This window comes from Sphingomonas sp. dw_22 (genome assembly GCF_018449795.1).
GTDB lineage: Bacteria > Pseudomonadota > Alphaproteobacteria > Sphingomonadales > Sphingomonadaceae > Sphingomonas.
The window spans coordinates 1-3,590 of the sequence record NZ_JAAVVE010000093.1; the positions used below are offsets into that span (position 1 = coordinate 1).

A 3,590-nucleotide genomic window follows, 5' to 3' on the forward strand; every position below is an offset into this window, starting at 1 on the left:
CCCGCGAGAGTTGCGACGAAGCCGCGAGCCCGGAGACTCCGGCGAGCAACAACGCGCTCTTTAACACCGATCCCAGCATGCTGGACATGATACGGCATCGGGCACTATCTGCCAGTCCCGATTTTCCCCTGGTAAGTAGAAATCCGCGCCCATGTTCTCAGGCTCCATTCCCGCGCTCGTCACGCCCTTCCGCAACGGCAGCTTCGCGGAGGAAGATTATCGCGTGCTGGTTGAATGGCAGGTTACCGAAGGCTCGGCCGCGCTCGTACCCTGCGGCACCACCGGCGAGGCCGCGACCATGCCGGCAGATGAGCATTTCGAGGTGGTACGCGTGTGCGTCGATCAGGTGAAGGGCAGGGTGCCCGTGCTCGCCGGCGCCGGCTCGAACGATACGGCGGTGGCGATCGACAATGTGAAGGCCGCGAAGGACGCGGGCGCCGATGCCGCGCTGATGGTCCCGCCTTATTACAACCGCCCGAGCCAGGAAGGCATCTTCCGCCATTTCGAGGCGATCGCGAACGCGACCGACCTGCCGATCGTGCTGTACAACGTCCCCGGCCGCACCGTGACCGACATCCAGCCGGCGACGGTGGCGCGGATCGTCAAGGCATTCCCGCAGACGTTCGTCGGCATCAAGGACGCGACCGGCCAGCTCGCCCGCGTCTCCGAGCAGCGCGCCGGCTGCGGCGCGGGCTTCGTCCAGCTCTCGGGCAATGACGAAACGGCGCTCGCCTTCAACGCGATGGGCGGGGTGGGCTGCATCTCGGTGACCGCCAACGTCGCGCCGCGCCTGTGCGCCGAATTCCAGGCGGCCTGGGCGGCGGGCGATCGCGCGAAGGCGCTGGAGCTCCACGACCGGCTCTATCCGCTCCACATCGCGATGTTCACCGATGCCTCGCCCGGCCCGGTGAAGTACGCGATGACCCGCGTCCGCCCCGGCTTCCCGATCGAGCTGCGCCTGCCGATGACCGAGCCGAACGAGGCGAGCCGGCGAGCCGTGGACGCGGCGCTGGCGCATGCGGGGTTGATCTAACCTCAGCTGTCACCCCGGCCGAAGTGCCGGGGTCCACTTATCCGCGAGAGAGCCCCTCGATCCTTGAGGGGCTCTCCCAGCCGCACGGTAGACCCCGGCACTTCGGCCGGGGTGACGATGGTTATTGTGGGCGGGTCCGGTTATCCCTTCCCCATGCGGGAAGAACGCCAGCCTTGCGTCTATATCCTCGGGAGCGACCGGAACGGCACGTTCTACACCGGCGTCACATCGAACCTGCTCCAGCGCATCTACCAGCACCGCAACGGCATCACGAAGGGCTTCACCTCGAAGCACAACGTCCTCAAGCTCTTCTATTTCGAGATGCACGGCGAGATGGAAAGCGCCATCCGCCGCGAAAAGGCCGTCAAGCGCTGGAAGCGCGCATACAAGCTCAACCTGATCGAACGCGAGAACCCGGAATGGCTCGACCTGACAGTCGAACTCGGTTTCGACCCCCTGGATGGCGACAAACTCGGCTAGCCTTTCGCCGCGTGCATCCCTACATGCCCACCTCCCATGGCACGTCCTCGTCCCGCCACCTTCGACAAAGTGAAGACCGTCGCCGAGAACCGGCGCGCGCGGTTCGATTACTTCATCGAGACGGTCTATGAGGCCGGCCTCGCCCTCACCGGCACCGAGGTGAAGTCGCTGCGCTTCGGCGAGGGCTCGATCGCCGAGGCCTATGCCGAGGTCAACGATACCGGCGTCTGGCTCATCAACGCCAACATCCCCGAATTCAGCCACGGCAACCGCTTCAACCACGAGCCCAAGCGGGCCCGTAAATTGCTCCTTCATGAGCGCGAGATAAACAAGCTCCACGGCGCCGTCGCCCGCGAGGGCATGACGCTCGTGCCGCTGTCGATCTATTTCAACGGCCGGGGGCGCGCGAAGGTCGAGCTGGCGCTGGCGAAGGGCAAGAAGACGCATGACAAGCGCGAGTCGATCAAGGAGCGGGACTGGAAGCGGGAGCAGGGCCGCCTGCTCCGCGACCGCGGCTGACATGCGCCAGCCGGGACGCCTGCGCCGTCTGGCCGACAAGGCGGTGCCCAGCCGTGAATCGATCGAGGGCAATCGCTGGCTGAAGCCGGTGGCGAGCCGGGTGATGCATTCGTCGCTGTGGCGCTTCACGCGCCGCTCGGTGCCGCGCGGTGTGGCGCTCGGCATGGTCACCGGCATCCTGGTGCCGATGGGGCAGATTCCGGCTTCCGCCGTGCTGGCGCTGCCGCTGCGCGCCAACATCCCCGCCGCCGCCGCGACGACCTTCTTCACCAATCCGCTCACCACGCCGCCGCTCTGGGTCGCCGCCTATTGGCTCGGGAGCTGGATGCTCGGCCCGCGCACCGAGCGTGCGCTCGCCCATGCCCAGGCGCAGGCGCAGCAGCAGGGCTGGGGCGACTGGTTCCTGCATCAGGCCGGCCCGGCGACGCTCACCGGCCTCGTCACGATTACCTTCGTGCTGGCGGTGGTCGGCTATTTCGGCACCGGCCTGGCATGGCGCCTGTGGATCGCGCGCAAATGGCGCAAGCGCAGCCGCGACCGGGCCGCGCGGGCCGATTGACGAGCCGTATTAACGGCGTAAGACGGCGCATCCAAAATTCGTAGGGGATTCCCGTCGATGCGTCTTTCCTTGCTCGCCACCACCTTCCTTGCCGCGCCCGTCCTGCTTGCCGGCTGCACCCACAATGCCGCCGTCGAGACCGTCGAGCCGCCCGTGACCGAAGCAACCCCGCTTCCCCCGGAGCCGGCGCCTGCGCCCAAGCCGCAGATCGGCGACTACGGCTTCGACGTTACCGGCATGGACAAGTCGATCGCCCCGGGCGACGATTTCTACGGCTATGCCAACGGCACCTGGGCGAAGACCACGCCGATCCCCGCCGACAAGTCGAACTATGGCTCGTTCAACGTGCTCGACGATCTGTCGCGCGAGCGCACGCACGATATCCTGGAGGCGACCAGAAGCGACGCCAATTCCAAGATCGGCACCGCCTATGCGACCTATCTCGACACCGCGGCGATCGACGCCAAGGGGCTGGCGCCGATCCAGCCCTGGCTGAACCAGATCAAGGCGGTGAACGCCAAGTCGGGCCTGCCGGCGCTCTATGCCCAGGCGGATCGCAACGGCGTGCGCGTGCCCTTCGGCGCCGGCGTCGGCCAGGACGACAAGGATCCCGAAGTCTATGCGCTGAGCCTGTACCAGGGCGGCCTGGGCATGCCCGATCGCGACTATTATCTCTCCAAGGACGCCAAGCTCGCCGAGACCAAGGCGGCCTATCTCAAGCATCTGACCGCGATGCTGACGCTGGCCGGCGAGCCCAACGCCGCCGCCCGCGCCGCCGCGATCGTCGCGTTCGAGACCAAGATCGCCCAGGTGAGCTGGACCCGCGTCGAGAGCCGCGACGCCAACAAGACCTATAACAAGCTGACCCTGGCCGAGCTGGCCAGGACCGCGCCGGGCTTCGACTTCAAGGCCTATTTCGCTGGCATCGGCGCGCCGGTCGACTATGTCATCGTTGCCCAGCCGAGCGCGGTGGCGGGCATCGCCAGGCTGATCCAGGCG

The 3,590-nt window shown here is 66.9% G+C and carries 5 protein-coding genes; all 5 read left to right on the top strand.

What is annotated here, in order from left to right:
- The first annotated feature begins 151 nt into the window (after nucleotides 1–151).
- Entirely contained in the window at nucleotides 152–1,033 is an 882-nt protein-coding gene (dapA, locus tag HB724_RS20245; protein ID WP_213982750.1) for a 4-hydroxy-tetrahydrodipicolinate synthase, read from the top strand.
- 153 nt (nucleotides 1,034–1,186) lie between these two features.
- The gene (locus HB724_RS20250; protein WP_213982751.1) at nucleotides 1,187–1,513 is read left to right on the top strand and encodes a GIY-YIG nuclease family protein; all 327 of its coding nucleotides are present in this window, start codon (nucleotides 1,187–1,189) and stop codon (nucleotides 1,511–1,513) included.
- 36 nt (nucleotides 1,514–1,549) lie between these two features.
- On the top strand, nucleotides 1,550–2,032 hold the full coding sequence (smpB, locus tag HB724_RS20255; protein WP_213982752.1) for an SsrA-binding protein SmpB: 483 nt from the start codon (nucleotides 1,550–1,552) through the stop codon (nucleotides 2,030–2,032).
- 1 nt (nucleotide 2,033) lies between these two features.
- On the top strand, nucleotides 2,034–2,591 hold the full coding sequence (locus HB724_RS20260; protein ID WP_213982753.1) for a DUF2062 domain-containing protein: 558 nt from the start codon (nucleotides 2,034–2,036) through the stop codon (nucleotides 2,589–2,591).
- A 57-nt stretch (nucleotides 2,592–2,648) separates the two neighbouring features.
- Nucleotides 2,649–3,590: M13 family metallopeptidase N-terminal domain-containing protein (locus tag HB724_RS20265; protein WP_218625279.1), on the top strand; the 942-nt coding region annotated here is incomplete at its 3' end.